The organism is Chryseobacterium sp. BLS98 (assembly GCF_001045445.1).
GTDB lineage: Bacteria > Bacteroidota > Bacteroidia > Flavobacteriales > Weeksellaceae > Chryseobacterium.
Genome location: NZ_LFNF01000001.1, coordinates 223,621 through 245,037, shown reverse-complemented (window position 1 = coordinate 245,037; position 21,417 = coordinate 223,621). Strand labels below are relative to the sequence as shown.

Sequence of the window (21,417 nt, the reverse complement as noted above, 5' to 3'; positions counted from 1 at the left end):
AAAACAAATTCTATGTCAAGCAAAAACAACCGCGACGAAAAGAACTTCAATCAGGCTGCGTTGGATTATCATAAAAATGAACCTAAAGGAAAAATTGAAGTTATTCCTTCAAAGCCACACTCTTCACAAAGAGATTTATCACTGGCCTATTCGCCGGGGGTGGCGGTTCCTTGTATGGAAATCCATGATAAGCCCGAAACCGTATACGATTATACAGGGAAAGGTAATCTGGTAGCCGTAATTTCAAACGGAACGGCTGTATTGGGACTTGGTGACATTGGGGCGGAAGCTTCAAAGCCGGTAATGGAAGGGAAAGGTCTTTTATTCAAGATCTTTGCAGATATCAACGTTTTTGATATCGAGATTGATGAAAAGGATCCGGACAAATTTATTCAGATTGTAAAAGGGATTGCTCCTACATTCGGAGGGATTAACCTTGAAGATATTAAAGCTCCTGAAGCATTCTACATCGAGCAGAAACTTAAAGAAGAGCTTAATATTCCTTTAATGCATGATGACCAGCACGGAACAGCGATTATTTCAGCGGCTGCACTGATCAATGCTTTACAGATTGCCAATAAGAACATTGCAGAAGTAAAGATGGTAGTGAATGGTGCCGGAGCGGCAGCTATTGCCTGTACCAACCTGTATATTTCTCTGGGACTGAAAAGAGAAAATGTTTTAATGTGCGACAGCAAAGGGGTTATCAATCACAAAAGAGAAAACCTTACGCCTGAAAAACTGGATTTCATCGCCAATACTGATATTGAAACGTTAGAAGATGCTGTAAAAGGCTCCGATGTTTTCATCGGCTTATCCAAAGGAAACGTTATGACTCCGGAAATGCTTTCCAGTATGAACGAGAATCCTATCGTTTTCGCTTTGGCGAACCCTGATCCTGAAATTGCTTACGACCTTGCCCTTGAAACCCGTAAGGACGTTATCATGGCAACAGGAAGAAGTGATTATCCTAACCAGGTGAACAATGTATTGGGATTCCCTTACATCTTCCGTGGTGCTTTGGATGTTCAGGCAACAGGAATCAATGAAGAAATGAAGCTGGCAGCTGTACATGCTATTGCAGATCTTGCAAAAGAACCTGTACCTGAAGCGGTAATTCTTGCTTACAACGTTCAGAACTTACAGTTCGGAAGAGAATATTTCATTCCGAAACCTTTTGATAACAGGCTGATTACGAAAGTATCCAGTGCTGTTGCAAAGGCAGCTATCGAAAGCGGTATTGCAGGAAAAACCATCGAAGACTTTGAAGAATACGAAAACCAGCTGTTGGACAGAATGGGAAGAGACGAGAAGCTGGTAAGAATGATGCAGAGCCGTGCAAAATCCAATCCGAAAAGAATCACTTTAGGAAACGCTGAAGAATACAATGTGTTGAAAGCGGCCCAGATTCTTTACGAAGAAGGAATTGCCTTCCCGAGCCTGTTAGGAGATAAAAAATACATCAAAGAACAGATGGAGCGCTTTGGAATCAATCTGGATATTCCAATCATCGATCCAAGCGACGACGATCAGAAAGAAAACAGAAAAAAATACAGGGAAACCCTTTGGAAACTTCGTCAGAGAAAAGGAATGAATGAGTACAAAGCGAAGAGATATGTACGCCAGAGAGATTATTTCGGTCCTTTGATGCTGAGACATGGAGATACGGATGGACTGATCGTAGGTTTTTCTAAAAACTATACCTCAGTGCTTCGTCCCGTTTTGGAGGTGATAGAAAAAGATAAAGGAGTAGATAAAGTAGCGGCCATGATGATGATCCTGTCAGAAAAGAAGCCTATTTTCTTTGCAGATACATCCATCAATCAGAATCCTACGGCAGAAGATCTTGTGAATATTGCGAAAATGGCTGAAATTACAGTAAAATCTTTTGCCATAGAGCCTAGAATTGCTATGCTTGGCTTCGAAAACTTTGCAGCTATCTCTGATACTTCTAAAAAAGTAGCCAAAGCAGTAAGCATCCTTCACGAAAAATATCCTAAAATGGTTGTTGACGGTGAAATCCAGCCGGATTTTGCAATGAACGCAGACCATTTGAGCGATTATCCTTTCTCTAAATTAGGAACAACTCCTGCCAATACTTTCGTTTTCCCGAACCTTGAAAGTGCCAACCTTTCTTACAAAATCATCAGAGGAATGAAAGTAGCTCAGGTAATAGGACCTATTTTAATGGGATTAAAGCAGCCTGTACATGTTTTACAGATGCGCTCCAGTGTAGATGAAATTGTAAACCTCGCTACCGTAGCCGTTCTTGATGCCCAGAGAAGAGAAAAGAAATCTTCCGAGAAATAATAAGACTGCCAAATTAATGGCAATTTTTAAATATAAACAGCTTAAGACTCCATATTTTGGAGTCTTTTGTTTTTGTATTAATTCCTTGAATTTACGATCAAAATTTAAGTTAAAAATCATTCGCACGTGAAATGAAAATATTAATTAGTTTAAATTGCTATATTTGGGAGTTTTAAAAATTAATATGATATTTTCCTTAAAAGGCAGTGTTCAAGAACTTACACCCACTTACGCAGTAATCGACGTACAAGGAGTTGGTTACTATGTAGGTATCAGTTTAATGACCTCCCAGGCCCTGGCCCTGAATAAGCCGGCATTCTTATTTACTCAGCAGATTATACGGGAAGATGCTCATCTTCTCTTTGGATTTAACACTCGTTCAGAAAAAGAAATGTTCAATCTGTTAATAAGTGTTAACGGAGTAGGAGCTGTTTCTGCCCTTATACTTCTTTCCACTTTAAGCCTTGAAGAAATCGCTTCAGCTATCCTCTCCAAGAACAGCACACTCATTCAGAAAGCTAAGGGAATTGGGGCCAAAACAGCAGAAAGAATCATCGTGGATTTGAAGGATAAAGTCCAAAAATTCAGCGTTGCAGAAGAAAATATTTCTTCTTTTGTGGATAATAAAGTGAAGGAAGAATCGTTATCTGCATTAGAAGTTTTAGGGATTCCGAAACGTATGAGTGAGAAGATCGCGGACAGAATGATGAAACAGAATCCGGAGATCTCCGTGGAAGAATTGGTAAAACAAATTTTAAAAAACATTTAACATTTGGTGGCGAATAATAAGCATCTGAAAATATTTTTGTTCCTGTCGTTCCTGTGCATGTCAGTAAGTGCCTTTGCACAGGTGCGTGATACTGCGATCATAAAGAAAGATTATCAACTGGCAGATCCCACGAGGTACGAAGCCTATTACGATATAAAAACAGGAATGTATTATGTATATCCTAAAATTGGAAATACATTCACAGGACCTCCTACAGCGATGTCTCCCGAAGAGTATAAGGAATTTATGCTCGCAACGCAGTCAAAAGCTTACTACAAAGAAAAATCCGATAAATACAGTCTCCTTTACAGAAGAGACAGAACTGATGCCCGCAAGAAAGGGCTCATTCCGTCTTTAACGATCAACAACAGGCTGTTTGAAACTATTTTCGGAAGTAATAAAATAGAGATCATCCCATCAGGATATGCCTCATTAGACTTTGCCGGGCTTTACCAGAAAATAGATAACCCACTGATTCTGCCTCAAAACAGAACCAGTTTCACTTTTGATATAGACCAAAGAATACAGTTGGGATTGTTAGGTAAAGTAGGAGAAAACCTCCAGCTGAAAGCTAACTACGATACCCAAAGTGGTTTTGCATTCGAAAACAGGATGAACCTCGTATGGCAGGCAAAAGGAAGCTGGAAAGATCTTCAGACCAAAGGTCTTGGTGAGGTAGACAAGCCGAGTGCCGGAGGAGAAGATAAAATCATTAAAAGAGTAGAATTCGGTAACGTTAATATGCCTCTTTCCACCAGCCTTATCCGTGGTTCACAGTCATTATTCGGGGTGAAATCAGAATTCCAGCTTGGAAAAACTTTTGGAACAGTAGTTCTTTCCCAACAACAGGGAGAGGCCAGAAATATTGTAGTACAGGGAGGTGGTGTAATGAATAACTTCAAGGTTAACGCGATTGACTATGAAGATAACCAGCACTTCTTCTTAGGTCACTACTTCCTGGATCGTTACGACAATGCATTGGCCAATTATCCACAAATTAATTCAACGGTCAATATCACAAGATTGGAAGTATGGGTACTTGACCAGGGAAACAGCAACCTGGCTTACCAGAAAAGTATTATCGGGATCAGGGACCTGGGAGAAGGAGCAGCCGGCCTGCCGGACAACTCTCAGAACGGATTGTACCAGTCGGTTAATGCTGCCGTAGGAACAAGAGAAGCAGGGAAAAATTATGCAACTACTTTTCAGGGGCAGATGTTCCCGGGAAGTACACAACCATACGATAACGGAGAACAGTTTATTTTTAATACAAAAGCAAGAAGGCTGAATGCCAATGAATATACATTGCAGCCTCAGTTAGGATATATCTCATTAAACCAGAAGCTGAACGAGAATCAGCTTTTAGCTGTTTCATATTCCTTCACGGATGGAACCAATAAAGTCTATAAAGTAGGGGAATTCTCCGAAGAAAGCCCTGTATTGGTAACCAAAGTTCTTAGGGTAAACAATAAAGTGAATACAGAATCCCCTATGTGGGACCTGATGATGAAAAACATCTATTCGCTGGATGCAGGACAGGTAGCACAGGACGGATTCATCCTGAATGTTTTTTACCGGGATCCGAAAACCGGAGGTAAGGTTAACTACCTTCCGGGGACCAGTGTTCAGGACAAAAACTTACTTAAATTGCTTAACTGGGACCGTCTTAATATGAACGGGGATATCCAGGCCAGCAGTGGAGTATTGGGAGACGGTATTTTTGACTTTGTCAACGGAATTACCATCAGGCCGGAAACAGGAAAAATTATCTTTACCAAAGTACAGCCTTTCGGAAGCTTCATGCAGGGACAGGTCGGGAATGATCCCCAGATTGTTTTTACCGATCTCTATAAGCAGCAGAAGCAGGTGGCATCTTCCAGCAATCTTGCCCAGAGATATACCATAGAAGGACGGTATAAAGGAACACAGGGGCAGGGAATTTCCCTTGGTGCTGTAAACGTTCCCCAGGGATCTGTAAAAGTTTCTGCCAATGGTGTTCAGCTGACGGAAGGGGTAGATTATACCGTAGATTACATGCTGGGAACGGTAACCATCATCAACGAAAATGTTAAACAGTCCGGACAGGCCATTAATATCTCGCTGGAAAACCAGCTTACGTTTAATACCCAGAGAAAAAGATTCTTAGGATTAAACTTGGAAAGAAGATTCAGTGAAAACTTTATATTGGGGGGAACAGTAGTTAATTACTCAGAGTCTCCGCTTACGCAGAAAGTGAACTACGGACAGGAAGCTGTTAATAATACAATGGCAGGGATCAATATGATGTATAACAATCAGGTTCCTTTCCTGACGAGGCTGACGGATAAAATTCCATTGATAAACACTGAAGCCCCATCCAACCTAAACTTCAAAATGGAAGCTGCATACCTGCTTCCCGGACTGAATAAAGGGACGAATGACCAATCCTATGTAGACGATTTCGAACAGACCACCTCTAAAATATCTTTAAAAGAGCCGGCAGCATGGAGCTTAGCTTCAAGACCGGAGAAAAACCTGGCCCCTCCATTTAACGGGGCGCCAAGTGACGATGCTCTGACAAGCGGTTACGGAAGAGGGCTTTTATCATGGTATAATATTGACCCGAGATTCTGGGGAGTAGGAGGAAGAGCACCGGCGGGAATTACCGCACAATCTGTTTCCAATCACGCATCCAGAAGAGTTCAGTATTCCGAAATTTATAACAACAGAGACTTTGTTGCGGGTGAGCAGACCTTCACCAATACTTTAGATATCTCTTATTATCCTCAGGAAAAAGGTCCTTATAACGTGAACCCTGGTTCTGAAACAGCAGCTTCCAGATGGGCGGGGATCATGAGACCGATCAGTGTATCCAATTTCGTTAACTCGAATATAGAATATGTTGAATTCTGGATGATGGACCCTTATGCGGATGGTGGTGTGTTAGGAAACAACGCCCGACTGTTACTTCAATTAGGAAACGTTTCAGAAGACATCCTGAAAGATGGCAAAATGCAGTATGAAAATGGTCTTCCAACACCGGGAGCACCATCTACCACTACTACATCCAATTGGGGGGTACAGCCGAAACAGCCGCCAATCCTTTATGCGTTTTCAAGTGAAGGCGATGACAGAAGATCCCAGGATCTGGGCTACGACGGTTTAAGCTCTGATCAGGAAGCGATGAGATTTGGAAATACATTTGTGAACCCGGTTACCAATCTGGTAGACCCTGCAGTGGATGACTTTGTATTTTTCATGTCAGATAAATTTACAGGAGGTCAGGCTGCATCTCTTGTTCAGAGATATAAATATTTCAGAAACCCGGAAGGAAACTCTCAGGCTAATTCTTTGGAGGTAGCTTCACAGACTCCGGATGCAGAAGATATCAACAAAGATTATAACCTTGATCAGACTGAAAGTTATAATGAATACGTTGTAAAACTGGATAAACCAAGTCTTAATTTAGGACAAAACAATATCGTAGATGTAAAAACAGTAAAGGCTACCTTCCAGAACGGACAGTCTTCCGATGTGAAATGGTACCTGTTCAGAATTCCTGTTTCTAAATATGCTGAAAACGATGCAGAAGGAGAAAGAAGTGCATCAGTACTTAATAATGTAAGGTTTGCGAGATTAATGCTTGCCGGTTTTGAGAATACTTCTACTTTGAGATTCGGTACCATGGACCTTGTAAGATCAGACTGGAGAAGATATCCAAATCAAATTGTCAGCCCTACAGTAACTTCTCAACAGGAAGGAGTAGGAATAGTGCAAAATAATAACTTCGAAGTAGGAAGTGTAAATATTGAAGAAAATGCATTAAACCAGCCTCCTTATGTACTTCCTCCGGGAATTGACAGACAGGTACTGAGTGGAAACGCAGGAGCACAAAGACAGAATGAAGCTTCACTTTATATGAAGGTAGACAATCTTGCAGGAGAAGCAAGAGGGGTATTCAAAAATACTACCCTGGATATGAGAAGATATAAAAAGCTTAAACTTTTTGTACATGCTCAGGACCCTACTGACAGATACCAGGGGATTGATTCCGAATCTAAATTCTTTATTCGTTTCGGAAGTGACGCTACAGACAACTATTATGAGTATGAATCTCAGATGACTCTTACTCCTAGAACGGCAACAACACCTTTGGAAATATGGCCAATTGAAAACAATGTCGATTTTGAAATCCAGAACTTTGTAGATGCTAAAATCAGGAGAGATAAAAACTCATCCAATATTGTAGACAGGATTATGGATCCTAACTTTGGAGATGAGTCAAAAAGAATTTATATCAAAGGACGTCCAAGTTTAGGAAATATCACGACTATTATGATCGGGATAAGAAATACAAGCCGTTCAAACTCCATCACCAGGATTCTATGGGTAAACGAAATCCGTCTTTCCGAGATTGAAAATGATGGAGGGTACGCAGGTAATGCAAGCTTGAACTTTAACCTTGGAGACTTTGCCACTGTCAATACAAATGCATCTTATACTTCTGTAGGTTTTGGTAATATAGATTCAAAACCGGCGGAAAGAAATCAGTCTACCCAATCTGCATTCAGTATTAATACGGCTGTCAACGTAGATAAGTTCCTTCCTGAAAAAAGCGGAATGAAGATTCCTTTAAATTATTCCTATTCACAAACCATCGAGGATCCGAAATACAACCCTCTTGATACCGATGTGGAATTCAGCAAGGCAGCAAACAAAGAACAGCTTAAGAAAGTAGCAAGAACATATACGCAACAAAGAAGTATAGGAGTAGTCAATATGCATAAAGAAAGGGTAAATCCAGATAAAAAACCTAAGTTTTATGACATTGAGAACATTTCTGTAACTGCAGTCTATAACGATGATTATTACAGGGATATTTATACTTCCAAAAACTACAGACAGTATCTGAGAGGATATGTTGATTATAATTACACCTTCAAGCCATGGGTAATTAAGCCATTCAACAAAATGATCAGTGATACGGCAAAATCCACAAAATACCTGAGATGGATTAAAGAATTCAATATCAACCCGATTCCTACAAGATTATCCTTCAGAACGGAAATAGACAGAAATTACAATGAACTTGAGTTCAGAAATGTGGAAGCAATTCTAAGTGGAAATACCGGTGAAAGTTTTGCTCCTATCAGAAACAGAAACTTCTATTTCGGATGGCAGTATGGCTTAGGATTTAAATTTACCAAATCATTAAACCTGGAGATCAATTCTGCAACCAGAACCCTTAATGATAATGTAGATGTGAATGGTATGAATGATAAATCCATTTTTGGAAATGTATTCAGAGCAGGTAGACCGGTATTGTACAACCACAGAGTGCAGCTTAATTACAAATTGCCGTTCCAGTATCTTCCGTATCTGGATTTCATTGATGCAGAACTTGGATACGGGCTTACTTATAACTGGAATGCAAGATCTACTGCACTTCTTTCAAGCCCTGAAGGAAGCTTAGGGTCCGTAGGTCAGAATACAAACGTGATCCAGGCTACAGCTACTGCAGATATTCCTAAGTTCTTCGGACAGTTTAAATACTTCAAGAATATCTCTGCAAAACTGCAGAAGCGTAAACAGGAGATAGACTCATTGAACAACATATATACACAGCAATGGGAGAAGAAAAGATACAGGTATAAAGGATATAAGTTCAAAAATAAACTCACATTACTGCAGAGCGCAGCTTTTGCATTGACATCGTTCAAGCAGTTGAATATTAATTATACTGAAAATAACGGAACGGTACTTCCGGGGCTGCTTTCAGCACCTAATATGTATGGCTATGGTCAGACATTGGGAGGACCTACCATCGGATTCCTTTTAGGATCGCAGGCTGATATCAGAAGAACGGTGCTCGAAAATGGCTGGGTAAGTGATTCACCTTATATGACGGACCCTTATGTGAAGATGTCGACAAGAGAATTAAGGGCCAATTTACAGATCGTTCCGATTAATGATTTCAGGATTGATCTTAGTGCGTTGCATAATTATAACAGAAACTTCTCACAATCCGGATTTAATAACCGGAATAACCTTGGAACAGCTAATCACGATTATACGTTTGCCAATGATCAGGTAACGTATTCCAATTCGGTGGTGCTTCTTAAAACTTCATTTAAAGAAACCCAGGCTGTTTACCAGGCGATCAGACAAAATGCAATGATACTTTCCCAGCAGATGGGAATAGGGGAAGTGTTGAACAATGACGGTTTTGCAGATCACTACAGTATTGCCAATGCTTATGTATTGATCCCTGCTTTCAGAGCGGCTGTGGAAGGGAAATCTGTTAAACAGATCGGAAATGCCAAAAAAGCAGGAATTCCTATTCCAAACTGGAAAGTCACTTATTCAGGTTTAAGGAATATTCCGATCATTAATGGTCAGTTTTCTAAATTTGATATATTGCATGGATATACGGCGACCTATACGGCAACTGGTATCCAATCCAGTATTGACTACTTTAACAGGATTTCAGGTGGAAATGCATTTGATGTTAATAATGATTACATCAATCCGTTTACCTTCTCGCAGGTTGGTTATGTAGAATCGTTCTCACCGCTTATCGGTATAGATGTTACTATGAGAAACAATATGCAGTTTGGACTTCAGTATAACAGAAACAGAATGCTGATTTTAGGATTGGTAAACCATACCCTTACTGAGGATGCCAATTCCGAATATGTAGTGAGACTGGGATATATTGTTAAGAACTTCAGATTAGGGATGGCCAATACAAGAGGTTCAAGAGGAAAAGGAAGTGACCTTAACATTAGAGGAGATATCTCGTTAAGAGACAGTAAAACGTCCATTATGAACATCCTGTTGAATGATTCACAGATCACCGGAGGTCAGAAACTGATGAATATAAAGCTTTCCGCAGACTACAATGTATCTGAAAATCTGAACCTGAGAGTGTTCTATGAGCAGATGACTTCCAAGTACAAAATATCAACGGCATTCCCGCTGTCTACCATTAGAGCTGGACTGTCTGCAACATTTACATTTGGAGATTCAGGCGGTGGTTTCTAAGAAAAAAATTAATATATAATTGCTAAAATAAAAATCCCTTTCTGCTAAAGAAGGGGATTTTAGTTTTTATTTACGTTTCTTGGAATAGCCTAGTTTATATAATATCTTTGCTTAAATTAAAAACTATGAAAAAAATTATTTTATCTCTTTTCAGTCTAGTATCTATAATATCCGCAGCACAGAATTTGTCTCCTACTGTATCAATTTCAACTCCCGGTTCAGCTGATAGCTTTTTAGGTGGCTACACGTTTGCTTATGCTACATCCGGAACACCTTGGAATGGATCATTAATAAGTTTTGGCGGTTTTGCAAATCAGTACGATACACAAATTAGTGCTGCTTATAATGGAAGTAATATATCTTTTAGGACAAGAAATGGGGATTTTAATGTTTGGAATTCTTGGAATGAATTGGCAACTAAAGGAGCAAATGACTTTGTAGGTAAACAAACAATTATGGGCAACGTAGGTATAGGAACTCAAAGTCCATCTGAAAAGCTAACCGTTTCTGGAAATCACGAAAATTCTACAATTCTACTACATTCATCGGGTGATGGAGGAAGCAGTTCTGCTAATTTGTCGTTTTGGGCTTCAGAGCCGCAAGAAACATACACAGGTGTAGGAATTGGGAATAATATAAGAAACTATTTTAATGGTCAAATATTTCCTCGTATTAATACAAATGTAGGAGGTTCTTATATGCGATTATTGGAGAATCAGATTAATTTTAATTTAGTATCTAATACGGATGATAGGAAACTTATAGCTACTCTAAGTAGAGACAGATTTGAAGTTAACGGGCAGCTCTCTTCTAAAATGAGTTCGAATGAAGGAGGGGTGATTGTTTTAGAAAATCCAACAAAAACAGCATCAAATACTGCTGGAAAGTGGGCTATATATAATATGACTGGAGGCTATGGGAATTCTTTACAATTTTGGAATTATTCAAACGATGGGACAATGTATGGTTCGAAATTGAAACTTTCTGACGATGGTAATATGGCTTTATTTGGAAAGTTTGAAGCAAAGGAAGTAAAAGTAACATTAACCCCTACGGCTGATTTTGTTTTTGATGAAGATTATAAGCTGCCAAAATTAGATGAGGTAGAAAAACACATTAAAGAAAAAAAGCACCTTCCTGAAATTGCATCAGCAACACAGATGGAAAAAGAGGGAGTTAATATTGGAGAATTTCAGATTAAACTCCTCCAGAAAATTGAGGAACTTACATTATATACCATCGAGCAAAATAAGCAGCTTAAAAAACTTCAGGAAAATAATGACAAGTTAGCAGAAGAAATTAAAGAATTAAAAGCTATAACAAAGTAATAAGATAGTAGGCTCAATTGCTAGCTCAGGAACGTTTTTTTATTTTCCATCCAAAATTTAATCAAGATATTCATTACCTCTTTGAACCTTTTATTATTTTGAATACATTTGTACAAAATAAAATTTAAAATGAATACACCATCAGAATTAAAGTACACTAAAGATCACGAATGGATCAAGATTGAAGGTAATGTTGCTACCATTGGTATTACAGACTTCGCACAAGGAGAACTTGGTGATATTGTATATGTAGATGTAGATACCGTAGACGATGATCTTGAAGGAGGAGCAGTTTTCGGAAGTGTAGAAGCAGTGAAAACAGTTTCAGATTTATTCTTACCTGTCGCTGGGAAAGTTATTGAGTTTAATTCCGAATTGGAAGATCAGCCTGAACTTTTAAACACAGATCCTTATGGAAACGGATGGATTATCAAATTAGAGCTTGCTGATGGTGCAGATCACTCAGAACTACTTACTGCAGAAGAATACCAGGCAATCATTGGATAATATTTCAAAAATATTTAGTAAGATCTTGCCCATTTATTGGGCATTTCTTACTTATATGCTTCTCAAGCCCGGTGAAGAAAACCATGAATATTGGTTTATGTTCAATGGTATCGACAAAGTTTTGCATGTAAGCATATTTGCAATGCTGGGATTTTCCTTCATTGCCACCTTTCCTAAAATCAAATTTTCATATTTTTTCCAGATCATACTTATATATGCCTTTCTTACCGAAATTCTTCAGGAAGAAATGGGATTAGGAAGATCAATGGAAACTTTGGATATCGTAGCAGATACTATAGGATGCCTGATAGGATATTTCATATATAAAGCACTCATCAAACGATTTTTCTAATCAAAAAGATTTCCCATCCTTATATACTGTTATTGTGGATAACTCTACAATATCTATAATGTATTTAAAATCAAAACAATACTACTGTATTTATCCACAATATGAACGGTGCTTAAATTTTATGTTAACTATATTTGTTTTGTGATGTAATAAGGGTGTATCTTTGCCCCACTGAAAACGAGAGTATACGGTAGCGCAGAAGAGCTTTTAGATAAGCATAATATTTAAAAAGCTTAAAAAAGATATAAGGAAAACGAGCTTAAAACTTTTTAGAAATAAAAGGTTGCGGGTTTTAAAAAATTTCATATCTTTGCAGTCCGGTTAAACGGGGAGCAGGAGCGATAAAGATTAAGGTTTAGGAAAGAGTTTAGGGTTGCTAAAAAAACTTTAAATTTCTTTTGAAAACATTTGGTCGGGTAAAAATAAATAATTACTTTTGCAACCGCAAATAAGGAGCAGAACGACAGAGAAGACTTCTTATTACATGCGGAAAGATATAAAGATCATTGACATACAATATAACAACCAAGTAAGGAAAAAACTAAAGCGTTAAATAACTTTGAGAGGGTCAGGAAAAACATACAATGGAGAGTTTGATCCTGGCTCAGGATGAACGCTAGCGGGAGGCCTAACACATGCAAGCCGAGCGGTAGAGATTCTTCGGGATCTTGAGAGCGGCGCACGGGTGCGGAACACGTGTGCAACCTGCCTTTATCAGGGGAATAGCCTTTCGAAAGGAAGATTAATGCCCCATAATATTTAGAATGGCATCATTTTAAATTGAAAACTCCGGTGGATAAAGATGGGCACGCGCAGGATTAGATAGTTGGTAGGGTAACGGCCTACCAAGTCAGCGATCCTTAGGGGGCCTGAGAGGGTGATCCCCCACACTGGTACTGAGACACGGACCAGACTCCTACGGGAGGCAGCAGTGAGGAATATTGGACAATGGGTGAGAGCCTGATCCAGCCATCCCGCGTGAAGGACGACGGCCCTATGGGTTGTAAACTTCTTTTGTACAGGGATAAACCTACCCTCGTGAGGGTAGCTGAAGGTACTGTACGAATAAGCACCGGCTAACTCCGTGCCAGCAGCCGCGGTAATACGGAGGGTGCAAGCGTTATCCGGATTTATTGGGTTTAAAGGGTCCGTAGGCGGACTCGTAAGTCAGTGGTGAAATCTCACAGCTTAACTGTGAAACTGCCATTGATACTGCGGGTCTTGAGTGTTGTTGAAGTAGCTGGAATAAGTAGTGTAGCGGTGAAATGCATAGATATTACTTAGAACACCAATTGCGAAGGCAGGTTACTAAGCAACAACTGACGCTGATGGACGAAAGCGTGGGGAGCGAACAGGATTAGATACCCTGGTAGTCCACGCCGTAAACGATGCTAACTCGTTTTTGGGTTTTCGGATTCAGAGACTAAGCGAAAGTGATAAGTTAGCCACCTGGGGAGTACGTTCGCAAGAATGAAACTCAAAGGAATTGACGGGGGCCCGCACAAGCGGTGGATTATGTGGTTTAATTCGATGATACGCGAGGAACCTTACCAAGGCTTAAATGGGAATTGACAGGCTTAGAAATAGGCTTTTCTTCGGACAATTTTCAAGGTGCTGCATGGTTGTCGTCAGCTCGTGCCGTGAGGTGTTAGGTTAAGTCCTGCAACGAGCGCAACCCCTGTCACTAGTTGCCATCATTCAGTTGGGGACTCTAGTGAGACTGCCTACGCAAGTAGAGAGGAAGGTGGGGATGACGTCAAATCATCACGGCCCTTACGCCTTGGGCCACACACGTAATACAATGGCCGGTACAGAGGGCAGCTACACAGCGATGTGATGCAAATCTCGAAAGCCGGTCTCAGTTCGGATTGGAGTCTGCAACTCGACTCTATGAAGCTGGAATCGCTAGTAATCGCGCATCAGCCATGGCGCGGTGAATACGTTCCCGGGCCTTGTACACACCGCCCGTCAAGCCATGGAAGTCTGGGGTACCTGAAGTCGGTGACCGTAACAGGAGCTGCCTAGGGTAAAACAGGTAACTAGGGCTAAGTCGTAACAAGGTAGCCGTACCGGAAGGTGCGGCTGGAACATCTCATTTTAGAGCGTTGAAGAACGTTAAACAAAATTAAGCACTTAACTGTGCATTGACTTATCTTAAAGTTAAAGCTTTAGTTTTTTATTTGGTTGATATATATTAAAAAATACAAAACCCACTAGAAATTAGTATCAGAGGGAGAGAGATTTTAGATTGTAAATTATAGATTTTAGATTTGAAAATTAATTTAAAATTCAAAATTTAAAATTTAAAATTAATGAAGTCTCGTAGCTCAGCTGGTTAGAGCGCTACACTGATAATGTAGAGGTCGGCAGTTCGAGCCTGCCCGAGACTACTAATTGAAAGGATTAAGGTATTTAGGAATTAAGAGATTAAGAAATTGGCAGCAGCTAATCTTTAAATCTCTGAATCTCTGAATTTTTTAATCTTACCTAGAGGGGGAATTAGCTCAGCTGGCTAGAGCGCCTGCCTTGCACGCAGGAGGTCAAGGGTTCGACTCCCTTATTCTCCACAGTTTTGGAAGCTTGATTTAAAAGTTACGGATGGAGCCAAAAACAACATCTGTTCATCAAGCTGAAAGAAAGACATTAAGATCATTGACATTAACGGTAAAGACATCACAAAGAGAAAACCGAGCGCATAAAAGCGCTTGAGTAACCAAAAATAGGAAAGAAATCGTTAAGGGCGTATGGCGGATGCCTAGGCTTTCAGAGGCGAAGAAGGACGCGGTAAGCTGCGAAAAGCTGCGGGGATCGGCACACACGAATTGATCCGCAGATGTCCGAATGGGGCAACCCGGCATATTGAAGATATGTCATCCCTTAGGGGAAGCAAACCCGGAGAACTGAAACATCTAAGTACCCGGAGGAAAAGAAATCGAAGAGATTCCGTAAGTAGCGGCGAGCGAAAGCGGATTAGCCCAAAAGTCTTTATATATTTAGAAGAATGTACTGGAAAGTGCAGCCATAGACGGTGATAGCCCGGTATTCGAAAGGTATACATAGATGATAAATGAGTAGGGCGGGACACGTGAAATCCTGTCTGAATATGGGGGGACCATCCTCCAAGGCTAAATACTCCTGAAAGACCGATAGTGAACAAGTACTGTGAAGGAAAGGTGAAAAGCACTTCGAATAGAAGGGTGAAATAGAACCTGAAACCGTACGCCTACAAGCGGTCGGAGCCCACAAGTTGGGTGACGGCGTGCCTTTTGCATAATGAGCCTACGAGTTAATGTTACTAGCGAGGTTAAGGACTTCAGGTCCGGAGCCGGAGCGAAAGCGAGTCTGAATAGGGCGCTTAGTTAGTAGTATTAGACGCGAAACCTTGTGATCTACCCATGGGCAGGTTGAAGCTCTGGTAACACAGAGTGGAGGACCGAACCGGTTGACGTTGAAAAGTCTTCGGATGACCTGTGGGTAGGGGTGAAAGGCCAATCAAACTGGGAGATAGCTCGTACTCTCCGAAATGCATTTAGGTGCAGCGTCGCAACAAAGTTTATTAGAGGTAGAGCTACTGATTGGATGCGGGGGTTTCACCACCTACCAATTCCTGACAAACTCCGAATGCTAATAAATGTTCTGCGGCAGTGAGGGCATGGGTGCTAAGGTCCATGTCCGAGAGGGAAAGAACCCAGACCAACAGCTAAGGTCCCCAAATATATGTTAAGTTGAAGCAACGCGGTTGGACTGCATTGACAGCTAGGATGTTGGCTTGGAAGCAGCCATTCATTTAAAGAGTGCGTAACAGCTCACTAGTCGAGCGGTCCGGCATGGATAATAATCGGGCATAAACATATTACCGAAGCTATGGATTTATACCTTAGGGGTATATCTGGTAGGAGAGCATTCTGTTTGCGCCGAAGCAGTATCGTGAGGTATTGTGGAGCGGACAGAAAAGAAAATGTAGGCATAAGTAACGATAAAGGGGGCGAGAAACCCCCTCACCGAAAGACTAAGGTTTCCTCAGCCATGCTAATCAGCTGAGGGTTAGTCGGGACCTAACGCGCACCCGAAAGGGGAAGTGGATGGACAATGGGTTAATATTCCCATACTTGCTCACACTAAAAAGGGGACGGAGTGACGTAGCTACTGGAGACTGACGGAATAGTCAAGGCCTAGCCTTCGGGCGAAGCTGCTGTAGTGAACTCGCTTCCAAGAAAAGCCGAAGTGAAGCAACCCGTACCAAAACCGACACAGGTAGTCGAGGAGAGAATCCTAAGGTGCTCGAGTGAGTCGTGGCTAAGGAACTAGGCAAAATAGTCTCGTAACTTCGGAAGAAGAGACGCCATCAGCAATGGTGGCCGCAGTGAAGAGGCCCAGGCGACTGTTTATCAAAAACACAGGACTCTGCTAAATCGAAAGATGCTGTATAGGGTCTGACACCTGCCCGGTGCTGGAAGGTTAAGGAAGGTGCTTAGGGTTAAACCGAAGGCATTAACTGAAGCCCCAGTAAACGGCGGCCGTAACTATAACGGTCCTAAGGTAGCGAAATTCCTTGTCGGGTAAGTTCCGACCTGCACGAATGGTGTAACGATCTGGGCACTGTCTCAGCCACGAGCTCGGTGAAATTGTAGTATCGGTGAAGATGCCGATTACCCGCAATGGGACGAAAAGACCCTGTGAACCTTTACTATAACTTCGTATTGACTTTGAGTAAGTAATGTGTAGGATAGGTGGGAGGCTTTGAAGCCGGCACGCTAGTGTTGGTGGAGCCAACGTTGAAATACCACCCTTTACTTACTTGGAGCCTAACTTCTTTTAGAAGGACATTGCGTGGTGGGTAGTTTGACTGGGGTGGTCGCCTCCAAAAGAGTAACGGAGGCTTTCAAAGGTACCCTCAGCACGCTTGGTAACCGTGCGTAGAGTGTAATGGCATAAGGGTGCTTGACTGTGAGACCTACAAGTCGATCAGGTGCGAAAGCAGGACATAGTGATCCGGTGGTTCCGTATGGAAGGGCCATCGCTCATAGGATAAAAGGTACTCCGGGGATAACAGGCTAGTCTCCCCCAAGAGCTCACATCGACGGGGAGGTTCGGCACCTCGATGTCGGCTCGTCACATCCTGGGGCTGGAGAAGGTCCCAAGGGTTGGGCTGTTCGCCCATTAAAGTGGCACGCGAGCTGGGTTCAGAACGTCGTGAGACAGTTCGGTCTCTATCTATTGCGGGCGTTAGATGTTTGAGAGGGCTTGATTCTAGTACGAGAGGACCGAATTGAACAAACCTCTGGTGTATCAGTTGTACCGCCAGGTGCACCGCTGAGTAGCTACGTTTGGAAGAGATAAGCACTGAAAGCATATAAGTGCGAAACTCGCCTCAAGATGAGACATCTTTTAAGGGTCGTTGGAGATGACGACGTTGATAGGCTACAGGTGTAAAGCTGGTAACAGCATAGCCGAGTAGTACTAATTACCCGTAGATTTATAGCCTATTGGTTGCTATATAAGAATATTAAGAGATTAAAAAATTAAGAGATTAAGAAATTAAGAGATTAAGAAATTAATTAAATAGTATTACAACAAGTTCTTTTGTGCGCAGACAAGGTTTTGTCTTTGTGAAAGTTTTTATCGATAAAAAAGCAGTATGCTTTACGCTGTAAGCCTAAAGCTTATAGCCTACTGCCTACAGCTATATACCTTCTTTAGGGTGGTTTTAGCGGTGGGGCTCACCTGTTCCCATTCCGAACACAGAAGTTAAGCCCACCAGCGCCGATGGTACTGCGACAAGCGGGAGAGTAGGCCGCCGCCAGTTTTTATTAAAAGTCTCATACAACTTGTTTGTGTGAGACTTTTTTTGTTATATACATCACTTTACTGCAGAGATACATCCATCAATCTACAAATAATCTAAAGACAATTAAAAAATCTGCTTGATCTGCTCAATCTGAGAATATTACCTTGCTATTCAAAGACTAAGTACTTTAAGATTTTGAAATAGATAGTTTGCGAAGTAGTAAAATAGTCGTTCATATAATTTAAAATATGGTCCTATCCATAATACAGCAAAATCTTCAAATGACACATTGTCCCGAATATAAGTAGTATTATTACTGAAAAAAATAACTGAAGACTATTGATGGTAGTGCTTTTGCACTTCCTCCTCTTGCCATCACTTGTAGGGAATGGTGCTCCTGGACTGCACAGCAGAGGTTCAGATGTCTCAATATGATCATAGATCCGGATCCGTGCAGATGTTAATGTTAGATAAATAAGTTATTGAAAAAAGAAATCCCTGGTATTTTGCCAGGGATTTTTTTATATCAGGGCATATTGTACAGGCTTGCTGCATTTAAGTATGTTAATCTATATACAATCTGATATCAAATTTAATGACTCTTAAACAAGTTTAAAATATGAAGATATTTATGCAGTAGTCTAATTATTTAGATTAAAAAAGCTCCTTATCATATTGAAAAGGAGCTTGTATTTTAAAACCCAACCTGGAATCCTGCTTTTATTCCAAATGTTGAAATATCTGGCCTGTCGAGATAATTGCCTCTCCAGTTAAAGTCGACCCTGAATATTCTAAGGTTTCCGATTCCAATATTTTCAATTCCGAATCCGTATTCAAAATAGATCTGCTCGCTTGGCGCCGAATATTTAAATCCATCTACATTAATGGCTTTGGAAGCGTCACTTAAAGTTCCGTAAGCACCTCTTATGAAAGCGATTTCTCTAAGCTTAAGCTTTTTAATCAAAGGAATAAAAGAAAGTATTTTTCCATTGAAATGATGTTCAAGATGCAGTGTTGTATAAGTGTCTGCAACAAATTCATAATAGTTAAGCTGTGAAAAGGTATTCTGTGCCAGGCTGTATGACTGGTTTCCGGGAATTACATTCTGCAGGGCCAGCGGAACTGTGTCAAAAGTCTTTCCGGCTTCAAAGTTTACGATGGTTTTCCCCCAGCTTCCTATGAGTATAGGTTTGTAGAACATAAACTGAAGTCTGTTATAGTTAAAATCACCGTTAAAAAGCCCTTCGATACCTCTTGTATATTTAAGGATAATGGTAGGGGCCAGTGTTCCGTGCTCATAGCGGTCAACTCCTGTCTGGGAGAACTTTGCTCCCGGCCTCGCAATTAAACTTAAAGTAACGTGAGAGTCGTTAAGTGTTTTTCTCAGATCACCATTCCGGTAATACATTAAGCTGAATTTATCAGGATTTGCTGATTTTATGCTTTGCAATGTTCCGTCTACGCGAACCTGGAAGTTTTTCCATGGCTCAATGGATGCGAAAATGTTGGTTTTGTTGATGGAGCTCAAAGAAGCGTTTTCTCCCCTTGCAAAAAGAGTGGATGAAGCAAAGGTACGAGCCATGATTCCGTCATCAGTGGTAAGCTGTACACCAAGCTGCTCAATATCTCTCTTTGTACCGGCACCGATCATAAATCTGTTAACTCTGTTGAACATATAACGGCCTTCTGCACCATATTTAACCTGTTGATCTTTGAATCCATATGCAGTATAGAACTGAAGTCTCCAAGGGTCGTTTTGCCCAAAGTAAGTTCTTGCTCCAAGTCTTATTCTGTCACCCTCCACTTCATTTTTACCGTAAATTGAAAAGATTGGGCCGATATCAATACCTTTAAATGCGTTATAATATCCGGAGGCAAGTGTTTCATAGATTTTAACGATACGGTTGAATTTTGGGGTCTGCTGAAGCCTGTCAAGCATTTCATAAACGCCTTGTTCTGATTTGGATAATGAGTCTGGTCTTGCTTTTAACCAATAAGCATCATCTTTATCTACAAATTTGTCATCGTATTCTTCCTGTTTCCGTGTGAAAACTTTATCATCAAGAGGCTTGTTGAAATCATATTGGGAATAATCTACCGTCCGTTTGGCAATAATACTTTTAGAAGTCCTTTTCTTTGCGAAAGGCGTAAGCTCTATTTCTGTAATAAATTTTTTAGGAAGAAAAGTATTCTCATCAGGATTGTCATATTCCAGTTCTGTGGAAATACTGTTGATGAAATTAACGTTGATTTTCTGCGTAGACTTTAATGTGGCTCCCAAAACTGCATAGTTATCCGTGTCTATATAAAGATAGCCCTGAAACGCTAAAACATCCTTTCTTTTAGGCTGATATCTTATTTTGTAGGCATTCTCACCATGGATAGAAATGGTGTCTGTCAAATTATAATCATAGGTGCTGAACCCGCTTGTTCCAACAGGGCTTGGAAAGCCTATATCGAAATAATTTAATGTATTGTCGTAAATATTAATATCCCGGTAAAGATTTTTCGCGGTGATGGTAATTACCTGGTTGTCCTGGAATCCTGATGTTTTTTGGGCAACAAGTAATCTTTTGGTCTTTTTGCCGGGTTTGTTTTCTCCGTAATTTTCGTAGACGGATTCATTCAGGAAGATAGGAAGCCCTATTTTTCCGCTCGCTGTAGAGTCTGCATAATCAAAAATAAAATCAAGCTTATTGAAGATTTTTTTACTCATAAAAGCGCTGTCCAGATTGTTTGCGTCAAACTGGATCTTCTCATATTCTTTATAGGTATAGGTATCGAATTTCTCCAGACCATTATTGCGCTTCCTTTTCCACACCTCCTGCATAATGGCATAAGCAGGGTTTTCTTTTTTGTTCTTGTATTTGGGTTTTTCGTTGTGGATAACAATTTCGCCGATGCTGCTTACCTTTTCCTGTGAAAGCTGCATGAAAACATTGGCAGCATTTTCAGGAGTAATAGTAACGGTTTCGTTGGAGTAGCTTTTTTTCGAAAACCTTAGTTTATAAATAATAGTGTCGGACTGAACGCTAAAGCTTCCCAGAGTGGTCTTCAGAAAAGGTTCAGTATTATCATTAATAAAGATATCCACTCCGGAAATTTCTTTATTGGTTTTTGCGTCTACAATTTTTCCGTTCGCTGTATTTTGGGCATATGCCAGGCAGGATATAAAGAATAGAAAAAAGAGATTATAGTATTTAGGGTTGTTGTTTAACATCATTTGGTTCTTCAAGCAATTAGCACAAACAAAAAGCGTGCAGTTTCTTCAAAAAAGTTCATATTTTTTAACGTTTTATGTAAAAATTCATAAAACTACAAATGTAACGAAAATAACAGT

General features: G+C 40.5%; 7 protein-coding genes, 2 tRNA genes and 3 rRNA genes. 11 read left to right on the top strand and 1 reads right to left on the bottom strand.

Features of this window, described 5'->3' with window-relative positions:
* The first annotated feature begins 12 nt into the window (after positions 1-12).
* From ACM40_RS01050 to rrf, 11 genes are all read left to right on the top strand, one after another.
* A complete protein-coding gene (locus tag ACM40_RS01050; protein ID WP_048501010.1) occupies positions 13-2,310 on the top strand; it encodes an NADP-dependent malic enzyme in 2,298 nt (765 codons plus the stop codon).
* Between the two features lie 184 nt (positions 2,311-2,494).
* A complete protein-coding gene (ruvA, locus tag ACM40_RS01045) occupies positions 2,495-3,079 on the top strand; it encodes a Holliday junction branch migration protein RuvA (RefSeq protein ID WP_048501009.1) in 585 nt (194 codons plus the stop codon).
* A 57-nt stretch (positions 3,080-3,136) separates the two neighbouring features.
* Positions 3,137-10,102 carry a cell surface protein SprA gene (sprA, locus tag ACM40_RS01040; RefSeq protein WP_048501008.1) on the top strand — a complete coding sequence of 2,322 codons (6,966 nt, stop codon included), beginning with the start codon at positions 3,137-3,139 and terminating at the stop codon, positions 10,100-10,102.
* A 125-nt stretch (positions 10,103-10,227) separates the two neighbouring features.
* Positions 10,228-11,430 carry a hypothetical protein gene (locus ACM40_RS20715; protein ID WP_228376115.1) on the top strand — a complete coding sequence of 401 codons (1,203 nt, stop codon included), beginning with the start codon at positions 10,228-10,230 and terminating at the stop codon, positions 11,428-11,430.
* A 129-nt stretch (positions 11,431-11,559) separates the two neighbouring features.
* A complete protein-coding gene (gene gcvH, locus ACM40_RS01025) occupies positions 11,560-11,937 on the top strand; it encodes a glycine cleavage system protein GcvH (RefSeq protein ID WP_048501007.1) in 378 nt (125 codons plus the stop codon).
* Positions 11,930-12,289 carry a VanZ family protein gene (locus ACM40_RS01020; protein ID WP_083996759.1) on the top strand — a complete coding sequence of 120 codons (360 nt, stop codon included), beginning with the start codon at positions 11,930-11,932 and terminating at the stop codon, positions 12,287-12,289. The genes gcvH and ACM40_RS01020 overlap by 8 nt, the downstream gene beginning before the upstream one ends.
* 581 nt (positions 12,290-12,870) lie before the next feature.
* Positions 12,871-14,387: ribosomal RNA gene (locus ACM40_RS01015) — 16S ribosomal RNA — on the top strand.
* A gap of 218 nt (positions 14,388-14,605) precedes the next feature.
* Positions 14,606-14,679 (top strand) — tRNA-Ile (locus ACM40_RS01010).
* A gap of 103 nt (positions 14,680-14,782) precedes the next feature.
* Positions 14,783-14,856, top strand: a tRNA-Ala gene (locus tag ACM40_RS01005).
* 157 nt (positions 14,857-15,013) lie between these two features.
* Positions 15,014-17,773, top strand: a 23S ribosomal RNA gene (locus ACM40_RS01000).
* A 213-nt stretch (positions 17,774-17,986) separates the two neighbouring features.
* Positions 17,987-18,095: ribosomal RNA gene (gene rrf, locus ACM40_RS00995) — 5S ribosomal RNA — on the top strand.
* The 16S, 23S and 5S rRNA genes sit together here with 2 tRNA genes alongside, the layout of an rRNA operon.
* A gap of 676 nt (positions 18,096-18,771) precedes the next feature.
* Here rrf and ACM40_RS00990 read toward each other — a convergent pair.
* Entirely contained in the window at positions 18,772-21,300 is a 2,529-nt protein-coding gene (locus tag ACM40_RS00990) for a DUF5686 family protein (protein ID WP_228376114.1), read from the bottom strand.
* Positions 21,301-21,417: the final 117 nt, after the last annotated feature.